22 protein-coding genes and 3 tRNA genes are annotated in these 24,681 nt (G+C 68.5%); 7 read left to right on the top strand and 18 right to left on the bottom strand.

All coding sequences use genetic code 11. From position 1 onward, the window contains the following. The first annotated feature begins 154 nt into the window (after positions 1 to 154). Genes HYN04_RS06460 through metC form a run of 4 tightly spaced genes read left to right on the top strand, consistent with a single transcriptional unit; the run spans position 155 to position 4,428 of the window. On the top strand, positions 155 to 1,372 hold the full coding sequence (locus HYN04_RS06460; RefSeq protein ID WP_422385668.1) for a class I SAM-dependent methyltransferase: 1,218 nt from the start codon (positions 155 to 157) through the stop codon (positions 1,370 to 1,372). Between the two features lie 49 nt (positions 1,373 to 1,421). Next, positions 1,422 to 2,423: a cysteine synthase A gene (locus HYN04_RS06455; RefSeq protein ID WP_110450002.1), complete on the top strand. Its 1,002-nt coding sequence runs from the start codon at positions 1,422 to 1,424 to the stop codon at positions 2,421 to 2,423. Further along, a complete protein-coding gene (gene sseA, locus HYN04_RS06450; protein ID WP_110450001.1) occupies positions 2,420 to 3,268 on the top strand; it encodes a 3-mercaptopyruvate sulfurtransferase in 849 nt (282 codons plus the stop codon). The genes HYN04_RS06455 and sseA overlap by 4 nt, the downstream gene beginning before the upstream one ends. 56 nt (positions 3,269 to 3,324) lie before the next feature. Next, the gene (gene metC / locus HYN04_RS06445; protein WP_422385664.1) at positions 3,325 to 4,428 is read left to right on the top strand and encodes a cystathionine beta-lyase; all 1,104 of its coding nucleotides are present in this window, start codon (positions 3,325 to 3,327) and stop codon (positions 4,426 to 4,428) included. Positions 4,429 to 4,493: 65 nt separating this feature from the next. Here the strand turns inward: metC and HYN04_RS06440 are convergent, their stop codons facing one another. Continuing rightward, the gene (locus HYN04_RS06440; RefSeq protein ID WP_199286002.1) at positions 4,494 to 5,807 is read right to left on the bottom strand and encodes a M20/M25/M40 family metallo-hydrolase; all 1,314 of its coding nucleotides are present in this window, start codon (positions 5,805 to 5,807) and stop codon (positions 4,494 to 4,496) included. Between the two features lie 121 nt (positions 5,808 to 5,928). Here HYN04_RS06440 and HYN04_RS06435 point away from each other — a divergent pair, with 121 nt between their 5' ends. Next, a complete protein-coding gene (locus HYN04_RS06435; RefSeq protein ID WP_110449999.1) occupies positions 5,929 to 7,335 on the top strand; it encodes an aldehyde dehydrogenase family protein in 1,407 nt (468 codons plus the stop codon). A 37-nt stretch (positions 7,336 to 7,372) separates the two neighbouring features. Then, positions 7,373 to 7,891 carry a hypothetical protein gene (locus HYN04_RS06430; RefSeq protein ID WP_162599567.1) on the top strand — a complete coding sequence of 173 codons (519 nt, stop codon included), beginning with the start codon at positions 7,373 to 7,375 and terminating at the stop codon, positions 7,889 to 7,891. Positions 7,892 to 7,902: 11 nt separating this feature from the next. On the opposite strand, the gene HYN04_RS06425 is transcribed toward HYN04_RS06430, so the two are convergent. The 14 genes from HYN04_RS06425 to HYN04_RS06360 all read right to left on the bottom strand — a co-directional run bounded on the left by HYN04_RS06425 (position 7,903) and on the right by HYN04_RS06360 (position 20,308). Then, positions 7,903 to 8,430: a hypothetical protein gene (locus HYN04_RS06425; RefSeq protein WP_162599566.1), complete on the bottom strand. Its 528-nt coding sequence runs from the start codon at positions 8,428 to 8,430 to the stop codon at positions 7,903 to 7,905. Between the two features lie 19 nt (positions 8,431 to 8,449). Further along, positions 8,450 to 8,526 (bottom strand) — tRNA-Arg (locus tag HYN04_RS06420). A gap of 19 nt (positions 8,527 to 8,545) precedes the next feature. Beyond that, positions 8,546 to 8,851 (bottom strand): ETC complex I subunit, encoded by a 306-nt coding sequence (locus HYN04_RS06415; RefSeq protein WP_110449996.1) that lies wholly within the window; start codon positions 8,849 to 8,851, stop codon positions 8,546 to 8,548. A gap of 27 nt (positions 8,852 to 8,878) precedes the next feature. Next, positions 8,879 to 8,955: transfer RNA gene (locus HYN04_RS06410), tRNA-Pro, on the bottom strand. Between the two features lie 50 nt (positions 8,956 to 9,005). Beyond that, complete coding sequence (locus tag HYN04_RS06405; protein WP_110449995.1) at positions 9,006 to 9,458, bottom strand: PaaI family thioesterase; 453 nt, start codon at positions 9,456 to 9,458, stop codon at positions 9,006 to 9,008. Further along, positions 9,455 to 9,961 (bottom strand): DUF192 domain-containing protein, encoded by a 507-nt coding sequence (locus tag HYN04_RS06400; RefSeq protein ID WP_110449994.1) that lies wholly within the window; start codon positions 9,959 to 9,961, stop codon positions 9,455 to 9,457. Before HYN04_RS06400 ends, HYN04_RS06405 begins: the two co-directional genes overlap by 4 nt. A 36-nt stretch (positions 9,962 to 9,997) precedes the next feature. Beyond that, complete coding sequence (locus HYN04_RS06395) at positions 9,998 to 10,639, bottom strand: cold-shock protein (RefSeq protein ID WP_110449993.1); 642 nt, start codon at positions 10,637 to 10,639, stop codon at positions 9,998 to 10,000. 265 nt (positions 10,640 to 10,904) lie between these two features. After that, positions 10,905 to 13,898: a TonB-dependent receptor domain-containing protein gene (locus tag HYN04_RS06390; protein ID WP_162599565.1), complete on the bottom strand. Its 2,994-nt coding sequence runs from the start codon at positions 13,896 to 13,898 to the stop codon at positions 10,905 to 10,907. Positions 13,899 to 14,280: 382 nt separating this feature from the next. Beyond that, positions 14,281 to 14,355: transfer RNA gene (locus tag HYN04_RS06385), tRNA-Glu, on the bottom strand. Positions 14,356 to 14,437: 82 nt separating this feature from the next. Next, positions 14,438 to 16,237, bottom strand: a complete 1,800-nt coding sequence (gene recJ / locus HYN04_RS06380; RefSeq protein ID WP_110449991.1) for a single-stranded-DNA-specific exonuclease RecJ — start codon at positions 16,235 to 16,237, stop codon at positions 14,438 to 14,440. Positions 16,238 to 16,242: 5 nt separating this feature from the next. Beyond that, a complete protein-coding gene (gene glpX, locus HYN04_RS06375) occupies positions 16,243 to 17,193 on the bottom strand; it encodes a class II fructose-bisphosphatase (protein WP_110449990.1) in 951 nt (316 codons plus the stop codon). Between the two features lie 43 nt (positions 17,194 to 17,236). After that, entirely contained in the window at positions 17,237 to 18,538 is a 1,302-nt protein-coding gene (locus HYN04_RS06370) for a homoserine dehydrogenase (RefSeq protein WP_110449989.1), read from the bottom strand. Further along, positions 18,535 to 19,755: an LL-diaminopimelate aminotransferase gene (locus HYN04_RS06365; RefSeq protein WP_110449988.1), complete on the bottom strand. Its 1,221-nt coding sequence runs from the start codon at positions 19,753 to 19,755 to the stop codon at positions 18,535 to 18,537. The genes HYN04_RS06370 and HYN04_RS06365 overlap by 4 nt, the downstream gene beginning before the upstream one ends. A 109-nt stretch (positions 19,756 to 19,864) precedes the next feature. Further along, positions 19,865 to 20,308 (bottom strand): hypothetical protein, encoded by a 444-nt coding sequence (locus tag HYN04_RS06360; protein ID WP_110449987.1) that lies wholly within the window; start codon positions 20,306 to 20,308, stop codon positions 19,865 to 19,867. A gap of 75 nt (positions 20,309 to 20,383) precedes the next feature. Between HYN04_RS06360 and phaC the strand changes: the two genes are divergently transcribed. Then, entirely contained in the window at positions 20,384 to 22,351 is a 1,968-nt protein-coding gene (gene phaC, locus HYN04_RS06355; RefSeq protein WP_110449986.1) for a class I poly(R)-hydroxyalkanoic acid synthase, read from the top strand. Here phaC and HYN04_RS06350 read toward each other — a convergent pair. From HYN04_RS06350 to argC, 3 genes are read right to left on the bottom strand one after another with little or no spacing between them, the layout of a single operon-like run. Then, positions 22,335 to 23,207 carry a hypothetical protein gene (locus HYN04_RS06350; protein ID WP_110449985.1) on the bottom strand — a complete coding sequence of 291 codons (873 nt, stop codon included), beginning with the start codon at positions 23,205 to 23,207 and terminating at the stop codon, positions 22,335 to 22,337. The two genes, phaC and HYN04_RS06350, sit on opposite strands and share 17 nt — an antisense overlap. After that, the gene (gene msrB / locus HYN04_RS06345; protein ID WP_110449984.1) at positions 23,204 to 23,710 is read right to left on the bottom strand and encodes a peptide-methionine (R)-S-oxide reductase MsrB; all 507 of its coding nucleotides are present in this window, start codon (positions 23,708 to 23,710) and stop codon (positions 23,204 to 23,206) included. Before msrB ends, HYN04_RS06350 begins: the two co-directional genes overlap by 4 nt. After that, complete coding sequence (gene argC, locus HYN04_RS06340; protein WP_110449983.1) at positions 23,697 to 24,674, bottom strand: N-acetyl-gamma-glutamyl-phosphate reductase; 978 nt, start codon at positions 24,672 to 24,674, stop codon at positions 23,697 to 23,699. Before argC ends, msrB begins: the two co-directional genes overlap by 14 nt. Positions 24,675 to 24,681: the final 7 nt, after the last annotated feature.

Genomic DNA, 24,681 nt, shown 5'->3' with positions numbered 1-24,681 from the left:
GCGAGACGACTGCGGGCTCAGGGGCGTTAAGTGGCGTGCGGCGGACGGCTGCACAAGCCGGAAATGTGCCTGCCCGACCCGGCCCCCGGCCGGAAACGCCCAGGAGTTGCCGGACGTGTCGTCTGCCCATGAAATCTGTCTCAACACCCTCGCGGTGAGTCCCGGCGCCGTGAAGCGCGCTCCCGCCCTCCGGGGACTGCCCGGTATCTTCCGCTCAGCCCTCGACAGCATTACCCGCGGCTGGATGGCGGGGGACGTCACCTTCGTCACGCCCGACGGCCGGACCCTGCGGCTACGCTCGGAGGCCGGCGGGCCCTCGGCGATCATCCGGATCCGCAGCTTCCGGTTCATCCGTCGGGCCCTGATGGCCGGCGACATCGGCTTTGCGGAGGGCTATGCCGCAGGCGAATGGGAGACCCCCGACCTCACTGCGGTCCTTTCGGTCTTCAGCCTCAACTTCCAGAACCTGACCCAGGTGACCGAGGGCAACCCCCTGGTCGGGGTGTTCAACTTCATCGGACATGTCCTGAACGGAAATTCGCGACGGGGGTCCCGGCGGAACATCCATGCGCATTACGACCTCGGGAACGCCTTCTATTCCCGCTGGCTCGACCCCTCGATGACCTATTCGTCGGCCCGCTATCTGACCGGTAGCGAGACCCTAGAAGCGGCCCAGAAGGCCAAGTACGGCGCCCTCGCCCGCCGCATGGAGCTGTCCGCCGACCATCATGTCCTGGAGGTGGGCTGTGGCTGGGGCGGCTTTGCCGAGTTCGCCGCGAGCGAGATTGGCGCCCGGATCACCGGCATCACCATCTCCCGGGAACAGCACGACTTCGCCCAGCGCCGCATCTTTGAGTCGGGCCTGGCGGAGAAGGCGGACATCCGACTGGTCGATTATCGCGACGTGACCGGACATTTCGACCGGATCGCCTCCATCGAGATGTTCGAGGCGGTGGGAGAGAAGTACTGGCCGACCTATTTCCGGTCCCTCCACGACCGGCTGAAGCCGGGCGGCCGGGCCGGCCTGCAGATCATCACTATCCAGGATGAGCTCTTCGAAGGCTATCGTCGGCGGGCGGACTTCATCCAGCGCTATATCTTCCCGGGCGGCATGCTGATTTCGGAAGCCCGGCTGCAGCAGGAAACGGCCCAGGCCGGCCTCTCCTGGAGCGAGCCGGAGCGTTTCGGCCAGGACTACGCCGTCACCCTGGCCGCCTGGAAGCAAAGGTTCGGGGCGGCCTGGGACGACATCCGGCGCCTGGGCTTTGACGAGCGGTTCCGCCGGATCTGGGACTTCTACCTCAGCTATTGCGAGGCGGGTTTCCGCACCGGCCGGACCGAGGTGATCCAGGTCGGACTTTCACGGGCCTAGGGCGGCTTCGCCCGTGGCGCGCGTCCGGCCGAGGCCCTAGATTGACGCCATGACCATCGCCAGAAACGTCCTCGAAGCCATTGGCGGCACCCCCCTGATCCGGCTAAACCGCGCCAGCGAGGCGACGGGCTGCGAGATCCTGGGCAAGGCCGAGTTCATGAACCCCGGCCAGTCGGTCAAGGACCGTGCGGCCCTCTACATCATCCGTGACGCGGAGAGGCGAGGCCTCCTGCGACCGGGCGGCCGGATCGTCGAGGGCACGGCGGGCAATACCGGCATCGGCCTCGCCATGGTCGGGCAGGCCCTGGGCTACCGCACGACCATCGTCATCCCGCGCACCCAGAGCCAGGAGAAGAAGGACGCCATCCGCCTGCTTGGCGCCGAGCTGGTGGAGGTGGACGCCGTCCCCTACTCCAACCCGGACAATTACGTCCGCTACTCCGGCCGCCTCGCCGAGGAACTGAACCGGACCGAGCCGAACGGCGCCGTCTGGGCCAACCAGTTTGACAATGTCGCCAACCGGCAGGCCCACGTGGAGACGACGGGCCCCGAGATCTGGGATGAGACCGGGGGCCGGATCGACGGCTTCATCTGCGCTGTCGGATCGGGCGGGACCCTCGCCGGAGTGGCCGAAGCCCTCCGGTCGCGCAGCGCCTCGGTGCAGATCGGCCTGGCTGACCCGATGGGGGCCTCTCTCTATCACTGGTACGCCCACGGCGAACTCCGGGCCGAGGGGACGTCCATCTCCGAGGGCATCGGCCAGGGCCGCATCACCGCCAACCTCGAGGGCCTCAAGGTCGATCGTCCCTACCAGGTCCCGGACGAAGAGATGCTCCAGGTAATCTACGACCTGGCGACCCACGAGGGCCTGATCATGGGCGGTTCGACGGGGATCAATGTCGCCGGCGCCATCCGGATGGCCCGGGACCTGGGGCCCGGGCATACGATCGTCACCATCCTCTGTGACCAGGGCGCCCGGTACCAGAGCAAGATCTACAACCCGGCCTTCCTGCGCGAGCGGGGACTGCCGGTCCCGGAGTGGCTGTCATGAGCGATCCCTCGCTGATTTCCGCCGTCGAGCTTGAGGGGCGCCTTGGGCAGGATGACCTGAGGGTGGTCGACGCCAGCTGGTTCCTGCCCGCCGAGGGCCGTTCGGGCCGGGCCGAGTTCGAGGACATGCGGATCCCCGGCGCGGTCTTCTTCGACATTGACGCGGTTTCGGACCCCGCCAGCGGGCTGCCCCACATGCTTCCCAGTCCCGAGGCCTTTGCGGAGGCGGCGGGAGCCCTGGGCCTGGCCCGGGAAGCCCGGATCGTCGTCTACGACAGCTTTGGCGTCCGGTCCTCGGCCCGCGCCTGGTGGACCCTGAAGGTCATGGGCTATCCCCGCGTGCAGGTGCTCGACGGCGGCCTGCCAGGCTGGAAGGCGGCCGGGTTTCCCGTCGACACCGCCGCGCCTGCGCCTCCTCGCCCGGCTGCTGTCGAGGCCAGGGTCTCGGCGGAACGGGTCCGCGACCTGGCTGCAGTCCGCAGGGCGCTCTCCGACGGTTCCGCCCAGGTCGTTGACGCCCGCAGCGCGCCCCGCTTCCGGGGTGAGGCTCCCGAGCCGCGACCAGGCCTGCGGTCAGGACACATGCCGGGCTCCCGGAACCTGCCTTTCGACAGGCTCCTGACGCCAGAGGGGCGGATGAAACCAGCCCCGGCGCTTGGCGAAGCCTTTGTTGAGGCCGGGGTCGATCCCGCCCGACCGGTGATCACGACCTGCGGGTCGGGGGTCACGGCCTCCGTCCTCGCCCTGGCGCTGGAAGTCCTTGGCCATCCGGCCGCGGTCTACGATGGCTCCTGGGCGGAATGGGGAGGTCCGGAAGGCGGCGACGTCGTCACCGGCGACGCATGAAACCCGTCTCCCGCCTGATCCATCCTCCGCCGCCTGCCCAAGCTCCGGCGAGAACCGTGAATCCGGTCATCCAGAAGGGATCCACCGTCCTCCTTCCCGACGCCGCCGCGCTTTACGACGACGAGTCCTACGTCACCTATGGCCGCACGGGCCTAGAGGCCCACGAGGCCCTGAAGGCCGCCCTCTGTGATCTCGAGAAGGCCGTGGCGGTGGAGCTCTACCCCAGCGGGGTGGCGGCCATTGCAGGGGCCCTGCTGGCGGTGCTCCAGGCGGGTGACGAACTCCTCATGGCGGACACCGCCTACAAGCCTACCCGGAGGTTCTGCGACCGGACCCTGGCCCGCTTTGGCGTCCGCACGCGCTACTACGACCCGACCCTCGCCCCGGAGGCCGTGGCGGAACTGATGGGCCCGCAGACCCGGGCAATCTTCCTGGAGAGCCCCGGTTCCCTGAGCTTCGAGATCCAGGATGTCCCCGCCCTCGCGGACCAGGCGAGGCGCAAGGGCGTGCTCAGCCTGATCGACAACACCTGGGGCGCCGGCCACCTTCTCAAGCCCCTGGAACTTGGTGTGGACGTCTCGATCCAGGCCCTGACCAAGTATGTGGGCGGCCACTCCGACGCCTTCATGGGTTCGGCGGCGGCCCGGGATCCCGAGGTGGCCGCCCGGCTGCACGCCGGCGTGGTGGACCTCGGCTGGTCGGTGGCCGCAGAGGACGCCTATGCCATGCTGCGGGGCCTGCGCACCCTGGATGTCCGCCTCGTTCGCCACGGCCAGAGCGGGTTGGAAGTCGCCGGATGGCTCTCCGGTCGCGACGAGGTCGCCGCCGTCCTGCACCCCGCCCTACCGGGCGCCCCAGGCCATGGGGTGTGGAAGCGGGACTATGGCGGCGCCTGCGGCCTCTTCGCCTTCGTGTTGAAACCGGCTCCCACCGGGGCGACAGGGGCCCTCCTCGACGCCCTCGAGATCTTTGGCCTCGGGTTCTCCTGGGGCGGCTACGAAAGCCTGGCCATCGACTGCGATCCTCAGCTCAAGGTCCGCAGCTTCCGCAAGGATTATGGAGGCTCGCTCGTCCGCCTTCACGTCGGACTTGAAGATTCGGCCGACCTCATCGCCGACCTGGAGACGGGCCTGTCCGCCTATCGGGCCGTCCGCGGATAGGGCGGGGAACACGACATACAATTGCTCCCCCAAGGGGGGGCGGCCAGCGAAGCTGACTGAGGGGATCAGCGGGTTCTCGGCGTGTCCGCCAGACGGCTCATCAGGAGGGCGGCGCGGCGGGTCTGGCGGCGCATGGCGGGAATGTCCATCGTCTCGCCGGGCGCATGGGCGCCCTCCCCACTGGCTCCCATGCCCACCAGGCCATCGACGAGGTGAGACACGAAGGCGATATCCCCAGCGCCCCGCTTGAGGGGGTCCAGCTCACCCATCTGGGGATATCCCAGGGCCGCATTCACCTTGTTGAGCTCCCCGAGGAGGCGACGTGAGCCCTCGGTCGGCGGCATGGCCGGATAGCCCTCGGAGAACTCCAGACTGGCCCGGGCGCCGGGAAGGCTGTCGCGTACGATCGTCTCCATGCGCGTCTTGATCCGAAGCGTCTGCGCATTCGACAGGGTCCGAAGGTCGCCCACGGCGAGGGCCTCGCCAGCGATGATGTTGCCCTTGCCAGAAGCCTTGCCCCCCGTCCCGGCGGAATTCAGCGCGGCGTCCGAGCCACCCAGGACCAGCCCGACATTGAAGGTGGCGTTCGGTTCGCGAAGCTGTTCCCGGAAAGCGTCGAGGATCCTGGCGAGGTCGTAGATGGCCCCATATCCCGCCGCCTCGGAGAAGATCCCCGAGGAATGCCCGGGCTTGGCCTTCACCCGCACCGTCCAGGTGTTGGACGACCGGCGGGCGATCGAGCCCATGTCGGCCCCGTCCTCGGTGGCGAGGCCTTCGAAGTCGAGTGCGACGTCCGAGGTCTCCGCAGCGGCCAGCAGGTCGCGCCGGGCGATCTCCACAGGCCGACCCACCCGCTCCTCATCTCCCGTCAGGACCACCGTAACATCGGCGCGCTTGAGGGTTCCCGCCGCCTTCATGGCGCGCAGGGCGCCGATCATGATGACGATGCCCCCCTTCATGTCGTTCACTCCAGGGCCCGTGACCGTGTCACCGGAGCGGACATAGCCCTTGAAGGGGCTGTCAGGCTCAAAGACGGTGTCCAGGTGTCCGATCAGGAGCATGCGCCGGCCTCCGCCGCCGCCCTTGTGTACAGCCACCAGGTGCCCTGCCCGTCCCGCTTCGGCCATGGGAATCCAGCGCACTTCGAACCCGAGGTCCTCGAACTCGCGGGCCACGCGCTTGCCGACGGCTTCAACGCCCGGAAGGTTCATGGTCCCTGAATTGATGGCGACGAGTTCCTCGAGAAGGGCGAGTTGCCGGTCCTGTCCCGCGTCAACGGTCGAGACCATCCGGCGCTCGACACCCGTGAGGCCGGCAGCTGCAGCGGGAAGCGCAAGCAGGAACGCACAGAACAGGCCGCTGGCCAGACGCAGGAACATGGAACGCCTCCCCTGATGTGGAAGGGAGATTGGCCCGCCGCCGCCCACCCGCGCAAGCCCGGGCTTGATTGGCGCGACGTCATCCCCCCATTGTGCCGCCAACCTTATGCGGGAGGACGAAATGGGTCCCTACAAGCTTCTTATCGATGGCCAGCTGTTGGACGGCGACGCCACGATGTCAGTGATCAACCCGGCGACCGAAGAGGTGCTGGTCGAGTGTCCGCGCGCCTCCAAGGCCCAGCTGGACCAGGCCGTCGCCGCCGCCAAGCGCGCCTTCCCCGCCTGGGCCGCCACCCCGATCGACGAGCGGCGCAAGGCCCTCCTGGCCATGGCCGACGCCATCCAGGGCGACCTGGAGACCCTGTCCCGCACCCTCGTCCAGGAACAGGGCAAGCCCCTGCAGGACGCCATGGGCGAGGTTTTCGGAGCGGCCGCCTTCTTCCGCTACTTCGCCAGCCTCGACCTGCCCGAGAAGGTCATCGAGGACTCCGACGCCCGGAAGGTCATCTCCCGCCGCCGGCCGCTCGGGGTCGTGGGCGCCATCGTGCCCTGGAACTTCCCGATCATCCTGATGGCCTTCAAGGTCCCGGCCGCCCTGCTGGCCGGCAACACCGTGATCCTGAAGCCCGCCGCCACCACACCCCTGACGACCCTGCGCATCGGCGAACTGGTGAAGGACATCCTGCCCCCCGGCGTCCTGAACGTGATCTCCGACGCCAATGACCTGGGCGGCGCCATCACCGCCCACCCGGACATCCGCAAGGTGTCCTTCACGGGTTCGACCGAGACTGGCAAGAAGGTCATGGCCGGCGCCGCCGAGGCGCTGAAGCGCGTCACCCTGGAGCTGGGCGGCAACGACGCCGCCATCGTCCTCGACGGCGTAGACCCCAAGGAGGCCGCCCCCAAGATCTTCGGCGCCGCCTTCCAGAACTCGGGCCAGGTCTGCATCGCGGTGAAGCGGGCCTATGTCCACGAGAGCATCTACGACGCCATGTGCGACGAACTGGCCAGGCTGGCCGACGCCGCCGTGATGGGCGACGGTCTCCAGCAGGGCGTGACCCTTGGCCCGCTCCAGAACAAGAGCCAGTTCGAGAAGGTCCTGGGACTGATCGAGGACGCCAAGACCAAGGGTAAGGTCATTGCCGGCGGCGGCCGCGCCGAGGGCAAGGGGTACTTCATCCGCCCGACCATCGTCCGCGACATCGAGGACGGCGCCCGCCTGGTGGACGAGGAGCAGTTCGGTCCCGTCCTGCCGGTCATCAAGATCAAGGACGGCGAGGACGCCGTGCGCCGGGCCAACGCCTCGGAGTACGGCCTGGGCGGTTCCATCTGGGCCAAGGACCTCGACCGCGCCCTCGACCTGGCCGGGCGCATGGACACCGGTACGGTCTGGATCAACAAGCACGCGGAACTGGCCCCCAACATCCCCTTCGGCGGCGCCAAGTTCTCGGGCGTGGGCAACGAGCTGGGTGAGGAAGGCCTCGCCGAGTTCACCCAGCAGCACGTCATCAACATGGCCAAGGCCTGATCCGCCTGCACAGGCGGACAGGATGGGAGGAATGGACATGAAGCGCCTGCTCGCCCTCGCCGGCCTGGTCGCCCTCTCCGCCTGCTCGGGGCCCGGCGGGACCGGCGCTCCGGCCGGGGGCGTGAAATTCGACACCTCTCTGCCCATGTCAGAATTCATGGCGCACGTGGTCGATCCGGCCGCCCAGGTCTTCTGGCGCGGCGCGGGCGTCGAGCTGACGGAGGGGGGCGAAAAGGACCTGTCCCCGGTGGATGAGGCCGGCTGGGAGGCCCTTGTCACCGCCGCTTCCACCGTCGCCGAGGCGGGGAACGCACTCCAGCTCCAGGGCCGGGCCCTCGCTCCGGAGGCGGAATGGAACCGCTTCGCCCAGGAAATGACCGCCCGGGCCCTCGACGCTCGCAAGGCGGCGGACTCCCGCGACAAGCAGGCGGTCTTTGACACCGGCGGCCGGCTCTACGAGACCTGCGTCGCCTGTCACGCGAAATATGTGATCGGCCCGCCGGCGACGGCCAAGCCCCTGCCCGACTTCCCCGCGGACGTTCCCGCGCCCAAGTAGCCGCTGGCTGCCTAACGGGCCCCTGCGCTGTCCATGACGGTCATCCCCTTGCCGTGGTTGTCAGGCAGCACCGGGGCCTGGGTGACAAGGACTGTGGATCCCGGAACGATGACCTCGGCGACGACCGCGTGAAAGCCCCTCGGCAGGCGCAGCTGGTTCAGGATGCCGCTGTCCAGGGGACGTCCATCATCTCCAGCATGCCCAGGGACCCCAACCAGCACCCAGCGCGGCCGCCCGTCGGCCTGCGGCGCATAGGTCAGCACGTGCGTCTCAAAGTCATTGGTGGGCACCTCTGCCCGTGAGCGCCCGATCTCGACTCCATTCCGGAGAACGAGGACGCGCTGGTCACTGCGCGAGCCGATCACCGTCACCGGCCCCTGCGGGGAGGCCTCCGGCGTCCAGCGATAGGATTCGTTTTCCGCCAACGGAACATGGAGCGCGGCCGCCCCCGCCGCCATGGCCATACCGTGGTTGCGCAAGGCAGCCTCCTCAAGAAACGAAGGGGCAACTTGAGCAGAAGTGTTGTTGAACGCCAGCATCTTCCCCGCCGCCCCGCCCTGGCGCGCCCGGCAGGACTCGAACCTGCAACCGTCCGCTTAGAAGGCGGATGCTCTATCCGGTTGAGCTACGGGCGCTCCGGTTCCGGGCGCGGCCCTAGTGGGTCCAGGGCTGCTTGCGGTCGGGGGAGAAGTTGTCGGCGTAGGCCTTGAGAATCCGCTTCGGGGCCTTGGGCTCGGTCACCTGGAAGGCGAGCCCAAGCTTCTGGGCGTAGGCTACGGCTTCGTCGCGGCTCTCGAAGGTCAGTCGCACCTGGCCGCTGGTATCATCGGTCAGGGTCCACCCCATCAGGGGATCGGGCGTTCTTGCGGAGGCCGGGGCGAACTCCAGGACCCAGTCGCGCGCGCGGGCCTTGCCAGACTGCATGGCGGTCTTCGCCGGACGGAAAATGCGCGCGATCATGTCTGTCCCCGTTCTCCATGCCGGCTCTGGTCGGGGCGGCGTGATTCGAACACGCGACCCTCTGCTCCCAAAGCAGATGCGCTACCAGGCTGCGCTACGCCCCGAAAGAGCGCCGGCTCACGTTCGCGATAGCCCTCTTCGCGCCAATCCGCAATCAGTCCGCCGGCTTGCGCATCAGCTTGAAGACCCCGCTGGCCCGCACCACGTCGGTCCCCGCCGCATGGGCCCTTCCCTCCACGAAGGCCACGTCGCGGGTCAGTCGGGTGACGCGGCTTTCCCCAAACACCCACTCGCCGACCCGGGCCATGTGCAGGAAATCGACGCTCAGGTGGATGGTCACGCTCGATCGCCGGGAGGCGCGCCAGACGGCGGCGGCGAGGAGGCCGTCCATAAACGAGGTCAGCATGCCGCCGTGCACCAGGCCGAGGCCGTTGGCGTGCCGGCGCAGGGCCAGGAAGGCGTGCTCTGTCGCCTCGCCCTGGGGATCCCGGTGGAAATAGGGGCCATTGTGAGTGGAGTACGGCCCGCGGGTCGCCGACAGGACAAAGCCCGGCGGCGGAAGGATACTCTCCTCCCCGGAAAGGTCACCTTCAGCGCCACGGCTCATGGGCGGCTCCGGAAGATCGGAAAGTCGACGCGGTCCCCAGGCTGGAGCCCGATCTGCGCCGCGCGGCCTCCGGCCAGCTCGAGGACGCCGAGGATTGGACCGCCAGCTGGCCTGGGAGTCTCGTCGAGGGGCCTGGCGTTGCGGATGATCGACCGGACCACGCCGTCCTTGCGGATGTAGATGATGTCGAGCGGGATCAGGGTGTTGCGCATCCAGAAGGCGGCGTCGCCCCGTTCCCGGACAAAGTCGAACAGCATCCCCCGGTCAGGAGCCAGACTGCGCCGGCACATCATCCCCAGTTCGCGCTCGCGGTCGGTATCGGCGACCTCAACGAGGAAGCGGAACTCGCCCTTCGCCGTGCGGACGACCAGGGGTTTGAGGGGCTTCAGCTCAGGATTGCCGATACAGGCGGGCGCAGACGCCTGGGGCGAGGCCCGGGCAGTTTGGACCGTGGCCGCGAGGCAAAGACCTGCAAGAAGAAGGCACAGGGGCAGGGATCGCATCCCCTGCCCTTATCCCCGGAGCGCCCGGGGCGCCAGTCAGATCAACTGGACCTCGGCCACGACCAGGCCCTTGGGGCCGTTGCCGAAGCGGACCAGGAGGTCCTCTCCCGGCTGGATGTCCTCGATGCCCGCCCGACGCAGGGTCTCGATATGGACGAAGATATCGCCCGCTTCCTGCTCACGAACCACGAAGCCATAGCCCTTGGTGCGATTGAACCACTTCACCTTGGCCCGCTCAAAAGGACCCTCTGGTGTGGGCGCGCGTCCGCCACCGCCACCGCCGGAGCGGGGCTGGAAGCCCCCCCGCCCACCGCGGTCGTAGCTGTCGCGGGAATATCCGTAGCCGCCGGTTTCGCGTTCGCGCCTGAAGCCCGGGTCCCGGTCAAAACCCCGAGCCGCCGACGGCTGGGCGGTGCTGTCGTCGAATTCGTGGATCTCAGAGACCTGCCAGCCCTTGGGCCGACGCACGACAGAACAGGATAGGGTGGCGCCTTCAGCCGCCGCCTCCCGCCCCACGCCGCGAAGCGAGGTCACATGGATCAGCACATCCTTGCGGTCTGTAAGTTCAGGCTGGTCAGGGACAATGAACCCGTAGCCCTTGCCCTCATCGAACCATTTTACTCGACCAGTGATCCTCACTGAGGATTCGTGATCGTCATCGAAACCGTAACCGGACATGGCCCCCTCTCGTCCGACTGGCCCGAGTTCCTGACCGGAACTCCGCACGCAAAAGTCTTTTCTTGTCTGTTACGCTGCGTCAATGCCGGATTTTCGCTTGGACTTACCGCTTCCCGGGAATGGAAAGATTCCGTGGTCACAAAGTCGTGGTTCCGGAAGATGCCGACCAGGACAAAGCGAGGAGGAACCGCCCTGCGATCTCCCCTCAATGGGTCGATCGCAGGGCGCAACTTGCTCGGTTGGCTGCCGACAAGCGCCCGGGCGATCAGAACTTCGCCTGGACGCCAAACTCGAACACACGCCCCAGGGGATTCTGGGTCATGTAGTCGTAGTTGTACTGGCTCTTGTAGAAGGGCGGCTGGTCATCGAACACGTTCTTCACCGACAGGGTGGCGGCCCACTTCTCCTGAAGCGTGAGCCGGTAAGTGAAATCATGCACCCAGCGGTCGTCCCGATGGAGACGCTGGCCCGCCACTACGGCGTTCACGTCGTCCGTTCCCGCCCAGTAGCGGGTGGTCCAGCGCAGATTGTGATCGCCGATGTCCCAGTTGGCGTAGACGTTCCCGCGAAGGCGCGGATAGGAGTAGAACGCCGAAAGGAGCTCTGACTTGCCCGCCCGGTTCAGGGCGGCGTCGAACACGATGTTCGTGTTCAGGAGGATGCCTGGCCCGCGGTTGTAGTCGTTGAGGATGCTGGCGTCCCCGCCGACCGTAAGGTTGCCGTTCAGGAAATCGAGCCCGGAGTACGAGGCGTTGAGGTCAATCCCGGTGATCTCCGTGTCCGGCCCGTTGATCACGTTGTTCCTGACGGACAGGAAGTTGTTCGGGTGGCAGGTCGGAACAGCCTGTCCGCCGTAGAGCGTGGAGTTCACGGTCTCGGTCCCGAACCGGAAGCGCTCGAACAGGGCGGCCGTCCCGCACTGCCAGGTCGCCGCGTTGGAGCTTGGGAACATGGAGCCGTAGATGCGGGCTGCGGTTTCCGTCGTGATCTCGTTCTTGAAGGCGAACTTGAAGAAGTCGATCTGACCCTGGAAGCCCCCGGACTCGAAGAGGAAGCCGATGTTGTAGGTATCGGCGGTCTCGGGCTCGAGGTTGGGGTTCCCGAAGGTCTGAACCGGCCGGTAGAGGGGTGCGCCGGTCACCGGATTGGAGAACTGGGCCTGGATGAACCCAAAGCCGGGATCCAGGGCCGCGACGGGCGGGGCCCGGAAGGTGGTGCCTGCGGAACCCCGGATCGCCATCCAGGGCGTGACCTGCCAGCGGACGGACGCCCGCGGGTTGGTCGTGTCGCCGACATTTCCGCCGTAGCGCTCGTTCCGGATGGCGAAGCTCGCCACGACGGTTTCGAAGACCGGGACCTGGACTTCTCCGAAGAAGGAGTAGACCTGCCGGTCAATGTCGCTTTCCCGGCCCGATCCGATGAAGGTGAACGGACCGCCTCCCGGCGAGGCGCAGCCGGGGACCCCGTCCCCGTAGGGCTGGCTGTCGACGCAGGGCGTGGCGTCGCCGTCGAAGTTCGACGACAGCTCGATCGTCCGCTCATTGTAGCGCCACTGGGCGCCCACGGCCCAGCTGATCGCGTCGCCGGACCACAGCCGGAACTCGCCGAGGTCGCCGGCCAGCTGCACCTGCGCCGTAGCGAGCTGCTGGGTGGTCGTGCTCACCGCGTAGTCCTGCAGCCAGGCCCAGAGGCCGGGATCGATCGCAGGCCCCTGCGGAAGGCCCGTGGCTTGCGCGTAGTTGGCGCCGTTGATGCTCGACGTCCGGATCGAGTTTGCGAAGGGGTTCAGGTACTGGCAGCCCCCTGCGCCCGGCGTTCCGGTTGCAGGGTTGCAGCCTGGCCCGCCCAGTCCGCGCAGGGCGAGCTGGATGCGATTGACGTAGCGGTCCGGCGTCTTGTTGACCTGTTCGGCGCGCATGTAGTTGAGGGACGTGCGCCATTCCCACCCGTTCGCAAGCTCCCCCACGAGCCCGCCGACCACGCGATAGGACGTGATCCTGTTGCTTTGCCTGTCGGCGTCGAAGCCATGGATCGGGTTGCCGCCCATGGCTGCCGGACGCCATTGCGTCTGGTTCATGGTGACCCCGTTGGCGAGGGCCCCGGCGCAGATCGCCGCCGTGATCTGGGGCTGGGTGGCCGTCGGGCAGGGATTGAACAGCGCCTGGAGGCCAGGATTGCTCGCCGGAACGTAGTAGCGCGACTGGATGGCTCCCGGCGCTGCGGGCATGAGAGAGGTGCCGCCGCCCGGGGAGGCGCCGCTGGCCTCGATGGGGGTCGGGAACTGGACGGTCGACTGTGAGGCCGAGACCCGGTCGTCCGGGACCTCCGTCCGGGACCAGAGGACCTCGCCGTGGAACCGCAGGGAGTCATTCAGCTGGAAGTTGGCTTCGCCGAACAGGTGATAGTGGTCTTCCCTCGCCACCCGCGTGTCATGGTAGGTGAAGGGATAGAAGCACTGCCCGTTCGGGACGAAGGACAGGCCCCCCAGCTGCGTGCAGCCGGCATCCGAGAAGGTCGAGGACAGGGTCGCGCCCAGCGGGACGCCCGGGCGGGTTGGGTCCTGGACGAAGCCGCCGTTGGGTCCGATCACCGGGGTCCCGAGGACCGCGTTGTAGCCGCCGGGATTGCTGGCGCCGGAGATACCGCTGACATTCACCGTGTCGGGGAAGATCGCATTTGGAAGGGTCCAGGGCAGATCGACCCCATTGAGCTCGCTGCGGTGCCGGTAGGAGGCCGCCAGCAGGACGTTGCCGTTGTCGAGCTTGGCGCCCCAGGCAATCGCCCCTTCATAATCGCCGTCAGATCCGTCAATCAGGGCGTACTTGGCGTTCGCCTCGAAGCCGTCGAGATCCCTACGGGTGATGAAGTTTACGACCCCCGCCACGGCGTCGGAGCCGTAGGTCGCAGCGGCGCCGTCCCGGAGCACCTCGACCTGCCCGATCGCAATCGTCGGCACGACGTTGATGTTGACGAATTCCTGGCCGCCGGCGGCGGTGATGGTGGACAGGCGCTCGCCGTTCATGAGGGAGAGCGTCCGGGTCAGGCCAAGGCCCCGGAGGTTGATCGTCGCGACACCGGCCGCAGCGCCCCCGAGGAAGCGGTTGGACTCGCCGATGTTGCCGCCTGAGACCGACGGGATGGTGCGCACAAGGTCAACGAGGGAGGGGCTTCCCTGCTCCTGCAGGGCCTCGTTTGTGATGACGTCGACCGGCAGAGCGGCGTCTTCCGGCGTGCCCCGGATCAGCGAACCGGTGATCACCAGTTCCTCGACCTGGACGCCAGAGGCGGAATTTTTGTTCTGGGATGCAGCTGGCGTTGCAAGGCCAAGGCCGAGAGTGATCGCTAAGGCAGAACTCGCACAAAAGTATCCACGCCTGGACATGGTCTTGTTTCCTCCCGTCAAGCGGTTTTTCCCGCACGATTTTCAGAAGGATGTCCACAATTCGTGGGATCAAGCAAGAAGGGACTGCAGGCTGTGCTGACGCCGCGCAAAGGAGGAACGAGCCAGCTCGAGCCGAGCCGGGCCCAGGCTCCGATCCGGCGCCTGCGGCGAGATTGCGCCGGGCCCGCGCATGACATTGAGGCCCGAGGTGGGGCCTGCCGCCGAGAACACAGGAAACGGTGGGAAATTCAACCTCGCGTGGCAGTCCCTAGGGGAGTCGAACCCCTCTCTCCAGGTTGAAAACCTGGCGTCCTAACCGATAGACGAAGGGACCGCGGACGCGAGAGCGGCGTCTATATCCGCCTTCCCGGAGGCGTGCAAGACACCCGCCCCGGTTTTCCCGCTGGTCCGCAGCATCACGGGGCGTCGGCGCGGCGGGGGTCGGCGGCGTCCTCGATCTCGAGTTCGACAGAGGCCTTTCCCTGCCAGTCGTCGGGGCGCAGCCGACCCGCTACATGCAGGACGCCGCCGGCCAGCAGGGCCTGGCCCAGCGGGGTTTCCTCTGACCTCCAGGCCACGGCCTTGAGGCGTCCGCCCGCGGAGTCCGACAGAGTCACGCGCACGTGCCCCCCGCGCATGGGGATGGGGCGCTCGATCCTCACAGAGGCGGCTGCAAAGACCGGCTCGGGATTGCCGGGTCCGAAGGGCGCGAGGCGACCAAACGCCTCCAGCAGCCCCCGGTCGGCCCCGCGCGGGGTGATCAGGGCGTCGACCTCCAGGGCGTCAGCTTCTGCGGCGCGGGCTTGGGCGTCGCCGAGTTGGTCCCCCAGGAAGGCGGTGAAGTCCGCAATGCGCTCAGGTCGGATGGAGAGGCCCGCCGCCATGGCGTGGCCGCCTCCGGACAGGAGGATCCCGGCGTCGAAGGCGGCCTGGACTGCGGCGCCCAGGTTCACGCCGGGTTGGGAGCGGCCGGAGCCCTTGCCGACGCCCGAGCCCGGATCGACGCCAATCACGACGGCGGGCCGCCGATAGCGCTCGCGCAGCCGACCGGCGACGATGCCGATCACACCCGGCGGCCAGGCGGGGGCGGCCACCACCAGGACGGGGGCCTCGGCTAATGCTGGATCGCCCTCGACCATGGCGACGGCCTCATCGAGGACCCCCTGCTCCACCGCCCGGCGCTGGCCGTTGAGCTCGTCCAGCTGGGCGGCCAGGGACGCGGCCTCCGCGGGGTCGTCCGTCGCCAGGAGGCGCGCGCCGAGGTCCGAGCGGCCGATACGGCCGCCGGCATTGATCCGGGGGCCCAGCACGAACCCGGCGTGGAAGGTCGTGGCGGCGCCGCTGACCTTGCCGATGTCGGCCAGGGCCTTGAGGCCCGGGTTGGCCCAGCGGGACATCACCTTTAGCCCCTGCGCCGTCAGGGCCCGGTTGAAACCCGTGAGGGCGGTGACGTCGCAGACCGCGCCCAGGGCGGCCAGGTCGAGCCATTGGCGCAGGTCGGGCTCGGGCCGATCGGCGAAGAGCCCGCGCCGGCGCGCCTCCCGGTTGAGCGCCGCCAACAGGACAAAGGCGACCCCGGCGGCGGCCAGCATCCCCTGGCCGGAATTGTCGTCGGGCCGGTTGGGATTGACGAGCGCCAGGGCGGGCGGGACCTCTCCCGGCCGCATGAGGTGGTGATCGATGACCACCACGTCGAGGCCGATCTCCTGGGCCGCCACGAGGGCGTCCACCGCCGCTGCGCCGCAGTCCAGGGTCACGACCAGCTCTGCGCCCTTCGCCTTCAGGGACCGGAAGATGGTGGGGCTGGGGCCGTAGCCCTCGGTAACGCGATCAGGGATGTAGACCGGGACCTCGCGGCCCATGGCGCGCATCCAGCGCACCACCTGCGCGGCGCTGGCGGCGCCGTCCACATCATAGTCTGCGAAGACCACCATGGAGCGGTCGCGCACCAGGGCGTCCACCAGGACCTCCGCCGCACGGTCCATGTCACGGAAGGAAGAGGGATCGGGGAAGAGGGCCTTGAGGGTCGGGTTCAGATAAACCTCGCCGCCGTCCGGGCCAACGCCCCGCGAGGCGAGGGCCCGGGCCAGGGGTTCGCTGAGGCCCAGCGAGGCCTGGTGCCGGCGGACCAGGTCCTCTGCGGCCGGGCGGGCGGCCCAGGCGCGCCCGGTCAGGGATCGGGCCACTCCGAGAAACGGGCCCTCCCCGGCGGTCATGGCGGTCAGACCGGCCGCCGCATCCGCACTTCGCGGACGGTGCCCGTGGAAGAGCTCATCACAAGGCTGTGGGTCACCACATGGCCGCCCTCGCGGCGGATGCCGTCCAGCAGGGCGCCCTTGGTCACGCCCGTGGCGGCGAAGATGGCGTCGGCCCGGACCATTTCGTGGAGGTCGTACTTCTTGTCGAAGTCGGTGATCCCCACGCGCCGCGCCCGTTCCTTCTCGTCGGCGTTGCGGAAGACCAGACGCCCCTGGAACTGACCGCCGACGCACTTGAGCGCGGCGCAGGCCAGGACGCCCTCGGGGGCGCCGCCCTGGCCGACATAGAGGTCAATGCCCGTGGCCGGATCCGCGGTGTGCATCACGCCCGCCACGTCGCCGTCGGTGATCAGGTTCACGCGCGCGCCGACCGAGCGGATCGAGGCGATGATCTCGGCGTGGCGGGGCCGGTCGAGGACACAGACCGTAATCTCCTCGGGCGACACCCCCTTGGCGCCGGCCAGGGCCCGCACGTTGTCGGCCGGCGACTTGTCGAGGTCGATCACCCCGGCGGGATAGCCTGGCCCGCAGGCGATCTTGTCCATGTAGGTGTCGGGGGCGTTCAGCAGGGTGCCCTTGGGCGCCCAGGCCATTACCGCCAGGGCGTTAGCCATCGCCTTGGCCGTCAGGGTTGTCCCCTCAAGAGGGTCCAGGGCGATGTCGATGGCCGCGCCGCCGCGCCCCACCTTCTCGCCGATGTAGAGCATGGGGGCTTCGTCCCGCTCCCCCTCGCCAATGACGATTTCGCCGTCGATGGCCAGGTTGTTGAGCGCCGTACGCATGGCGTCGACGGCGGCCTGGTCGGCGGCCTTCTCGTCACCCCGGCCCACGAGGGTGGAGGCGGCGATCGCGGCGATCTCGGTGACGCGGACCGCGTCCAGGACAAGGCCGCTGTCCAGCTGCTCAGTGCTCATCGGGGGTCTCCGGGCCGCATAGGGCCGTGATTATCGACGATTCTCAGATGCCTGCGATGTGAAGAAGCCGCGGCGGCTCCAGCACTGACGGAAGGCGTCCGATCCGGGCCACTGCGGCCTCCAGGACGGCTTCCGCCACGGCGTGGGTGGTCATGACGATGGGCACGCCCGGCGCCTCTCCGGGGGGCTTCTGGAGGAAGCTCTCGATCGAGACCCCGGCCTCGGCCAGCTCTTCCGAGACGGCGGCCAGGACGCCCGGCTCGTCACGCACCATGACCCGGATATAGGCCCGGCCGGCCGCGGCGGATCCCGCCGAGGGCGCGCAGGGCGACAGCCCCGCCGCCGGCCCCTGGAAGACGGGTCGGACGGCGCCGGTCATGACGTCGGCGATGTCCGCAGCCACCGCCGCCGCCGTTGGGCCCGCACCTGCACCCGGTCCCTGGAGGAAGATGCGCCCGATCCGCTCGCCCTCGATGAACAGGGCGTTCAGCGCTCCGTTCGCCTGGGCGATGGGATGGTCCTTGCGGACCAGGAAGGGCCGCACCCGGACCCGAGCGCCCTCCCCGGCCCGCTCGGCCGAGGCGATCAGCTTGACCCGGTAGCCCAGGTCTCCGGCCAGGCGGATGTCCAGGAGGTCTACCGCGGCGATGCCCTCGACCTCTGCGGCGGCGTAGTTCGGCGCGCCGCCAAAGGCCAGTGCGGCCAGAATGGTGATCTTGTGGGCGGCGTCGAAACCGCCGACGTCCATGGTGGGATCGGCCTCGGCGTATCCCAGGCGCTGGGCCTCGGCCAGGACGTCCGCGAAGGCCGAGCCGGCGCTCTCCATCTCGGTCAGGATGTAGTTGCAGGTGCCGTTCAGGATCCCCGAAAGGCTGCGGATATCCTCACCCACCAGGGCTTCCCGCACTGTCTTGACGGCGGGGACGCCGCCCATGACAGCGGCCTCGAACAGCAGGGGGACGCCCTTGGCCTCGGCCAGGGCGGCCAGCTCCGCCCCATGCTCGGCGATCAGGGCCTTATTGGCGGTCACCACGGCCTTGCCGGCCTGGAGCGCCGCCTCGACAGCGGCCTTGGCCGGGCCGTCCGATCCGCCCACGAGTTCCACGAAGATGTCGATGTCGGGCGACTGGGCCAGGGCCACCGGGTCGTCGAACCAGGCAAGGTTGGAGATGTCGACCGTCCGGGGCCGCGACCGGGACCGGGCCGAGACCCCGGTCACCACCGCTCGCCCACCCGCCGGGGCGTACTGCGGTCGCACCTCGAGGAAGCCCAGCAGGCCGCCGCCAACGGTGCCCAGGCCCGCGACGCCAATCCGCCAGGTCCTGTGGGCGTCCTTCTGGCTCATTGCCCCACTCCCGTGTTGTGAGCGCGACCGAGAATCTCGTCTGCGTTGGAGAGGAAGCGGCGGACATTGCGGGCTGCCTGCCGGATCCGGTTCTCGTTCTCGACGAGGCCGATGCGGACATACCCCTCGCCGTACTCGCCGAAGGCCACGCCCGGGGCGACCGCCACTCCGGCCTCCTCGATCAGGAGTTTCGAGAAGAGCATGGAGCCCGCCTCCCGGAAGGCTTCCGGCAGGGGCGCCCAGGCGAACATCGAGGCCGGCGGGGCGGGAATGTCCCACCCGGCCCGCTTCATCGACTCCACGAGGGTGTCACGACGCGCCTTGTAGATGCCGCGGATCTCTTCGACGCAGTCCTGGGGTCCGTTCAGCGCGGCCGCGGCGGCGACCTGGATGGGGGTGTAGGCGCCGTAGTCCAGATAGGATTTCACCCGCGCCAGGGCGGCGCAGATCCTGGCGTTGCCGACCACCATGCCCACCCGCCAGCCGGCCATGGCGTAGGTCTTGGAGAGGGAGTTCACCTCGACCGCGATATCCTTGGCGCCAGGAACCTGGAGCACGGAGGGCGGCGGATTGTCGTCGAAGTAGATCTCGGAATAGGCGATGTCCGACAGCACGAGCATGTCGTGCTTGCGGGCCAGGGCCACGGCATCCTTGTAGAACTCCAGGTCCACCCACTGGGCGGTCGGGTTCGACGGGTAGGACAGGATCAGCACGGTCGGCGGCGGCGCTGAGTGCTTTACCGCCCGGCTGATCCCCGAAAGGTATTCCTCGGGGGACAGGGCCGGGACATGCCGGATGACGCCTCCGGCCATGATGAAGCCGTAGGCATGGATCGGATAGGCCGGGTTTGGGCAGATGATGACGTCGCCGGGCGCGGTCAGGGCCTGGGCGAGGTTGGCGAAGCCCTCCTTTGAGCCCAGGGTCGCGATGACCTCGGTGTCGGGGTCCAGCTTCACCCCGAAACGGCGGTCGTAATAGCCGGCCATGGCGCGGCGCAGGCCGATGATCCCCTTGGAGGCGGAATAGCGGCCGGCCTTGGGATCGCGGGCCGTCTCGATCATCTTCTCGACGATGTGCTTCGGCGTCGGCATGTCGGGATTGCCCATGCCGAAATCGATGATGTCCACGCCCTCGCCGCGCAGGCGGGCCTTGATGCGGTTGACCTCCTCGAAGACGTAGGGCGGGAGGCGGCGGATACGGTGAAACTCGGGTGTCATGTCTGCTCTGGCCGCGCAGGTCGCGGCGAAATGGGGAGCCTGTCCAGACTTGGCATAGCCTCCGGTCCCGGGGCCGCCAAGCGGTTTGAGGGGAACGCCTCCGCAGGCCCTAGCGAACGGGCGGCGGAGGCGGGGTAGCTCGCTTGCGAACCTCCCGGGCGAAGGCGTCCGCCGAGGCTGTGGCTGACACGGTGGGGGCGGCAGGACCCGACGCCGTCAGCGCCCCGGCGGCGAAGGCTTCGGTTCCGCGCAGGGTCCAGGTCTCCTCGGCGCCGCCGCTCGCCAGCGCCTCGCCATCAGCGATCACCTCGCGCGCGGCTTCGCCCCAGGCGGCCAGTGGACGTTCATCTACGGGCAGGTTGGGGATGTCCGAGAACTTGGGAAAGCTGCGCGAGGCCCCGGTGAGGGTCTCGACCCCGGCGACGGCGGCCTCGGTCCCCGGTGTTGGCGCAGGCGGAACCGAAGCGCAACCGCCCGCCAGCAGGGCCAGCGCCAGGGGCGCTGTCGCCAGCCGGAGACCGGGAATCGGAGGGTTCGCCGCAGATCGCTTCATGATCCCCCCGGTCTTATGTCATGATCGGGCTCTAAGAAAGCCTGAGGTCCCCCCTGGGGTTTTGGAGGCCCGACCATGACCGGCAAGGACACGTCTGCTTCGAAGCCCGCCCGGAAGCGATCCCCGGCTGGCGCCAAGGCCGCGAAACCCGTCGCCGCCAAGTCCGGCTCCAAGGCGGAAGCCAAGCCGCCTCCCGAAACGGAGCCGCGGCCCGAAGCCGCCTCAACGACGGGCGGCGCCTTTGGACCCGGCGCGGCTTTCGGCGCCAATCCTGAGTCGCTGGAGACCCTGGAAAGGCTCTCCCGCAACCTCGCCCGCGCGGCCATGACCGCCCAGGGCGCCATAGCCGAGGCTGCCCTGAGGCAGGCTGACCGGCCGGCGGGGCTGGACTCCGATCCCTTCCACGTCGGCCCTGCCATGGCGAAGGTCATGTCCAGCCTGGCCAGCCGGCCGGACGCCCTGATGCAGGCCCAGGGCGATCTCTGGCGCCGCTATGCCGAGCTCTGGCACTTCGCGGCCCGCCGGGCCATGGGCGAGACGGGTTCGCCCGTGGCCTCGCCCTCCCGGGGCGACAAGCGATTCAACGCCCCAGACTGGACGGAGAACCCCGTCTTTGACGTCATGAAGCAGTCCTATCTCATCACGTCCGACTGGCTGAACGGACTGGTGGCAAGGGCCGAGGATGTCGACCCTCTGTCGCGCCGGCGGGTGGAATTCTTCACCCGGATGCTCACCGACGCCCTCTCGCCCACCAACTTCCTGGCCTCCAATCCCGAGGCCCTGAAGGAGGCCATGACCACCGGGGGCGAAAGCCTGGTGCGCGGGATGGAGAACTTCGCCGCCGACCTCTCCCGTGGAGGGGGACAGCTGGCGATCAGCCAGACGGACTACGACCAGTTCGAGATCGGCGTGAACGTCGCCACCGCGCCGGGCAAGGTTGTCTTCCAGAACGAGATCATCCAGCTGATCCAGTTCTCACCCTCCACCGAGACGGTCCACGAGATCCCGCTGGTCATCTTCCCGCCGTGGATCAACAAGTTCTACATCCTGGACCTGCGGGCCGAGAACTCGATGATCCGCTGGCTGACCAGCCAGGGTTTCACCGTCTTCGTCGCCTCCTGGGTCAACCCGGATGGTCGCCTCGCCGACAAAACCTTCGAGGACTACATGCGCCTCGGCATCTACGAGGGCACGGCGGCGGCCATGAAGCAGGCTGGCGTCGATAGGGTGAACACGGTCGGCTACTGCATCGGCGGCACCCTCCTGTCCGCCACACTCGCCCACATGGCGGCCAAGGGCGACGCCCGCATCGCCTCGGCCACCTTCTTCGCAGCCCAGCAGGATTTCTCCGAAGCCGGCGACCTCCTGCTTTTCACCAGCGAGGAATGGCTGTCCGACCTTGAGAAGCAGATGGAGAGCGGCGGCGGCGTCCTGGCCGGCCAGACCATGGCCGACACCTTCAACATGCTGCGTTCGAACGACCTGATCTGGTCCTTCTTCGTCAGCAACTACCTGCTGGGCAAGGAGCCAAAGCCCTTCGACCTGCTGTTCTGGAATTCCGACCAGACCCGGATGCCCCGGACCCTTCATCTCCACTACCTGCGCCGTTTCTACGGCGACAACGCCCTGGCGCGGGGAGAACTGGTGATGGACGGGGTGAAGTTGGACCTCGGCCAGGTGAAGACCCCGATCTACGTCCAGTCCTCCAAGGAGGACCACATCGCCCCTGCCCGCTCGGTCTACAGGGGCGCCCGCCTCTTTGGCGGCCCCACGACCTTCACCCTGGCCGGGTCCGGCCACATCGCAGGCGTCATCAACGCCCCCGTGGCGAAGAAGTACCAGCATTGGACCAACCCGGCCCTGCCTGAGACCCTCGAGGCCTGGCAGGCGGACGCCGTGGAGACCCCGGGGTCCTGGTGGCCGCACTGGGCCGAATGGCTGAGGGCGCGCTCGGGTCGCCAGGTTCCTGCGCGGGATCCGGCGGCCGGTCCCCTGCCCCCCCTCGAGGACGCCCCCGGCAGCTACGTCAAGGTGAAGTCCTGAGCCGCAGGATGGCCAGTCTCAGGCTGGCCAGCAGGGCGCCGACGGGAAGGGTCAGGCTGACCATCCAGGGCGCCAGCGGTGATGGTCCCTTCTCCAGGCCGAAGCCCATCAGCCTCAGGCTGGTCGGCAGGAACCCGGCGATCCCGGAGGTCCAGTCCATCCAGGCGGTCCCGACGCCGGCCAGGCAGATCAGCGCCCAGAAGACCCGAGCTTCAAGACCCGGCGCACGCAGCACCCGGACGGCGGTCCAGAGCATGAAGACCAGGGTTCCGAGGGAGAGCCCAAGAAAGAGCCACTGACCGGGCGTCCGCCCCGGCGCCCAGAAGGCCTGCGCAGCCTCGTCCTCCCGGGTGACCTCCGTGTAGGACATGGTCAGGGCCTGGTAGACCCGCACGACATCGTAGCCCGGCGATCCCGCGGCTGGCGGTTCGGGCTCTGCTTTCAACAGGCCCGACTCCCGCCGAGGCGTCTGGGCCGTGGCGGGGACGACCTTGCGCCATCCGACCGGAACCACGGTCAGGTCAATGACGGCCCGGCGCTCTGCGAACTGGTACAGGTACTGGAGCTCCGCGCGCTCCTGCCCCTCGCCCTCTTCGGGCGTCACCTGCCTCGACGCCAGGAGCCGGATCGACCAGGGCGGATCAGCGGGAAAGGCCTTGCGGACCGCCTCGATGGCCTCGGCATGGTCCGGCGAGGCCATGAGCGTCGGGGCGAGCCCCTTGTCGATGGCCGGCCAGTCCCCGCGCTGGACGGCGTCCACGAACAGCCGGCCCATCCTGTCGGCGTCCAGCTCGGCCCTGGGCGCCGCGCACCCTGCCATCAGGAGGACGACGAGAAGAAGGGCCAGTCGCCTCATGCCGGCTGGAACCGCAGGGCGAAACCGTTGCTGCAATAGCGCAGGCCGGTCGGACGAGGACCGTCGTCGAAGCGATGCCCATGGTGACCCAGGCAACGGGCGCAGTGGTACTCTGTCCGCGGTACGCCGATAAGCCAGTCGGTCTTCAAGCCCAGGGCGCCGGGAAGGGCCGTGTGGAAACTCGGCCAGCCTGTTCCGCTGTCATACTTCCAGGCCGAGCGGAACAGGGGCAGGTCGCATCCCAGGCAGTGATAGGTCCCCGCGCGTTTCTCGTTCAGGAGGGGGCTCGAGCCGGGGGGCTCGGTATCCTCCTTGCGGAGGATGGCGAAGGCCTTGGGCGGCAGGCGCTTGCGCCACTCGGCTTCGGAGATCTTCCGGAAGGGCGATCCGGCGTAGGCGTCAGACGCCGCGCGGGCGCAGGAGACCACGAGGCTGGCCCCCAGGCTCGCGCCGGCGCCCAGAAGGAGCGCGCGGCGACTTGAGATCCGATCAGAGCCCGGCATCTTCTTCCAGCCCCAGCATGAGGTTCAGGTTCTGGACGCAGGCCCCCGAAGCGCCCTTGCCCAGGTTGTCCAGGATCGCCAGAAGCCGCGCCTGGGCGCCGTCCGGCGAGCCGAAGACAAACAGCTTCAGGAGGTTGGTCCCGTTGACGGACTCCGGGTCGAGGTCCCGGACGTAGCCGGCGGCTCCCGCCCGTGTCTTCTGGAGCTCGGCGCAGGCCCCAGCCCCGGCCACCTCGACGAAGCGCTCGGAGGCATAGGCGACCTCAAGGGCCTGGCGCAGGGTCTCAGGCGAGGGCCGACCCGGCAGGGCGTGAAGCGCCAGGGGAACCTCCACCAGCATGCCCTGGGCGAACCGCCCCACGGACGGGGCGAAGACCGGCGAATGGTCCAGCCCCCCATGGATCTGCATTTCCGGCAGGTGCTTGTGGACCAGGGACAGGCCATAGCTGCGGAAGGCGTCGGCCGTGCCCTCGGGCGAGGCGCCCTCGAACTCGGCGATCAGTCCCTTGCCGCCGCCCGAATAGCCGGAGATGGCGTTGACGGTGACCGGGAAACCAGAAGGCAGGAGCCCCGCGCGCACCAGGGGGCGGACCAGCCCGATGAAGCCCGTCGGGTAACAGCCCGGATTGCTCACCCGCCGCGCGCCGCGGATCGCCGCCCTCTGTTCAGGCGACATCTCGGCAAAGCCGTAGGTCCAGCCCGGGGCGGTGCGGAAGGCGGTGGAGGCATCGATCACCTTGACCCGGTCCGACGCGATCATCGACACCGCCTCCCGGGAAGCGTCGTCCGGCAGGCACAGCACCACCAGGTCGGCGGCGTTCAGGAGCTCTCGCCGCGCCTCCGGATCCTTGCGGCGCGCCGGGTCAATGGACAGCAGGGACAGGTCGTTGCGGCGCTCCAGCCGCTCGCGGATCTGCAGGCCGGTCGTTCCGGCTTCGCCGTCGATGAAGACTGTAGGGACCATGGTGCTC

Source organism: Phenylobacterium parvum (genome assembly GCF_003150835.1).
In the GTDB taxonomy this organism is placed as follows: Bacteria; Pseudomonadota; Alphaproteobacteria; order Caulobacterales; family Caulobacteraceae; genus Phenylobacterium; species Phenylobacterium parvum.
This window is presented reverse-complemented; position numbering and strand designations above follow the sequence as displayed.

Bases quoted from the DNA above. Each gene is read 5' to 3' on its own strand.
- HYN04_RS06360 (WP_110449987.1), bottom strand. From the start codon at position 20,308: ATGAAGCGATCTGCGGCGAACCCTCCGATTCCCGGTCTCCGGCTGGCG.
- glpX (WP_110449990.1), bottom strand. From the start codon at position 17,193: ATGAGCACTGAGCAGCTGGACAGCGGCCTTGTCCTGGACGCGGTCCGC.
- HYN04_RS06405 (WP_110449995.1), bottom strand. From the start codon at position 9,458: ATGAGCCGTGGCGCTGAAGGTGACCTTTCCGGGGAGGAGAGTATCCTT.
- HYN04_RS06440 (WP_199286002.1), bottom strand. From the start codon at position 5,807: ATGTTCCTGCGTCTGGCCAGCGGCCTGTTCTGTGCGTTCCTGCTTGCG.
- HYN04_RS06395 (WP_110449993.1), bottom strand. From the start codon at position 10,639: ATGTCCGGTTACGGTTTCGATGACGATCACGAATCCTCAGTGAGGATC.
- HYN04_RS06455 (WP_110450002.1), top strand. From the start codon at position 1,422: ATGACCATCGCCAGAAACGTCCTCGAAGCCATTGGCGGCACCCCCCTG.
- HYN04_RS06350 (WP_110449985.1), bottom strand. From the start codon at position 23,207: ATGAGGCGACTGGCCCTTCTTCTCGTCGTCCTCCTGATGGCAGGGTGC.
- HYN04_RS06415 (WP_110449996.1), bottom strand. From the start codon at position 8,851: ATGATCGCGCGCATTTTCCGTCCGGCGAAGACCGCCATGCAGTCTGGC.
- HYN04_RS06430 (WP_162599567.1), top strand. From the start codon at position 7,373: ATGAAGCGCCTGCTCGCCCTCGCCGGCCTGGTCGCCCTCTCCGCCTGC.
- msrB (WP_110449984.1), bottom strand. From the start codon at position 23,710: ATGCCGGGCTCTGATCGGATCTCAAGTCGCCGCGCGCTCCTTCTGGGC.
- recJ (WP_110449991.1), bottom strand. From the start codon at position 16,237: ATGACCGCCGGGGAGGGCCCGTTTCTCGGAGTGGCCCGATCCCTGACC.
- sseA (WP_110450001.1), top strand. From the start codon at position 2,420: ATGAGCGATCCCTCGCTGATTTCCGCCGTCGAGCTTGAGGGGCGCCTT.
- HYN04_RS06425 (WP_162599566.1), bottom strand. From the start codon at position 8,430: ATGCTGGCGTTCAACAACACTTCTGCTCAAGTTGCCCCTTCGTTTCTT.
- argC (WP_110449983.1), bottom strand. From the start codon at position 24,674: ATGGTCCCTACAGTCTTCATCGACGGCGAAGCCGGAACGACCGGCCTG.
- HYN04_RS06365 (WP_110449988.1), bottom strand. From the start codon at position 19,755: ATGACACCCGAGTTTCACCGTATCCGCCGCCTCCCGCCCTACGTCTTC.
- HYN04_RS06400 (WP_110449994.1), bottom strand. From the start codon at position 9,961: ATGCGATCCCTGCCCCTGTGCCTTCTTCTTGCAGGTCTTTGCCTCGCG.
- HYN04_RS06370 (WP_110449989.1), bottom strand. From the start codon at position 18,538: ATGAGCCAGAAGGACGCCCACAGGACCTGGCGGATTGGCGTCGCGGGC.
- phaC (WP_110449986.1), top strand. From the start codon at position 20,384: ATGACCGGCAAGGACACGTCTGCTTCGAAGCCCGCCCGGAAGCGATCC.
- HYN04_RS06435 (WP_110449999.1), top strand. From the start codon at position 5,929: ATGGGTCCCTACAAGCTTCTTATCGATGGCCAGCTGTTGGACGGCGAC.